Source organism: Aeromonas sp. PrichA-15, from assembly GCF_017939245.1.
Classification (GTDB): Bacteria; Pseudomonadota; Gammaproteobacteria; order Enterobacterales; family Aeromonadaceae; genus Aeromonas; species Aeromonas caviae.
Genome location: NZ_JAGKRH010000306.1, coordinates 1 through 950 on the forward strand (window position 1 = coordinate 1; position 950 = coordinate 950).

Consider the following 950-nt stretch of genomic DNA (forward strand, 5'->3'; position numbering starts at 1 on the left):
GGCATTCCATCACACGACACATTCAACCGCATTTTTGCCACTCTGCCTCCCGCCAGTCTGAAATCCATTTTTCAAGCGTGGATCGGCGACATCATGGGCGATGATAAGCTGGTTGGCCAACTAGCGGTTGATGGTAAAGCTCTTCGTGCTACCGCTAAAGGGCGAGGTGCCAACGCTGTTCATATGGTCAATGTCTGGTCAACTGAGCTGGGGATGTGTGTTGGCCAGCAAAAAGTCGCTGACAAATCTAACGAGATCACGGCAATACCTGAGCTACTCCAACTTCTTGAATTAAAAGGGTGTTTAGTCAGTATTGATGCGATGGGTACACAGGTAAAAATCGCCGACACCATCCTCAAAAAGTCGGGTGATTACCTGCTTGCAGTGAAAGACAACCAACCTAGCCTCAATACTGAAGTAAAAGAACAGTTCCAAGCGTATTGGGATAAGAATGAAACCGATGTTTCGGGGCACGGCTTTACTGAACAATTTGACTCAGAACATGGGCGAAAAGAGCATCGACGTTGTTGGGTTCTGATGGTTGATGAAAGCATGCCAGTTTGCCAGCAGTGGAAAGCGAAGACGATCATAGCCGTGCAGGCTGAGCGAATTGAAAATGGCAAAGGCTATGATTTCGTGAGATTTTATATAAGTAGCCGAGCGTTGGATGCCACCTCAGCGCTGAAGGCAACCCGAGCGCACTGGTCGGTAGAAAATCTGCTGCACTGGACTTTAGATATTGCGTTCGGAGAGGATCAACTTCAGGCCAGAGCGGGCTTCGCTGGGGAAAACTTAGCGGTCATCAGGCAGTGGATACTGAACATGCTGAAGCAAAACAAATCACGTAATCTAAGCATGGCCAACAAGCGCAGGCTCTGCTGTCTGAATGAACAATATTTGTTCGAATGTATGGGGTTGTTCAAAGTATAAACACTGATGCGTCAGCCCTG

The 950-nt window shown here is 48.0% G+C and carries 1 protein-coding gene; it reads left to right on the forward strand.

Features of this window, described 5'->3' with window-relative positions:
- Nucleotides 1-930: ISAs1-like element ISKpn9 family transposase (locus tag J9889_RS21830; protein ID WP_210558167.1), on the forward strand; the 930-nt coding region annotated here is incomplete at its 5' end.
- Nucleotides 931-950 lie beyond the last annotated feature (20 nt).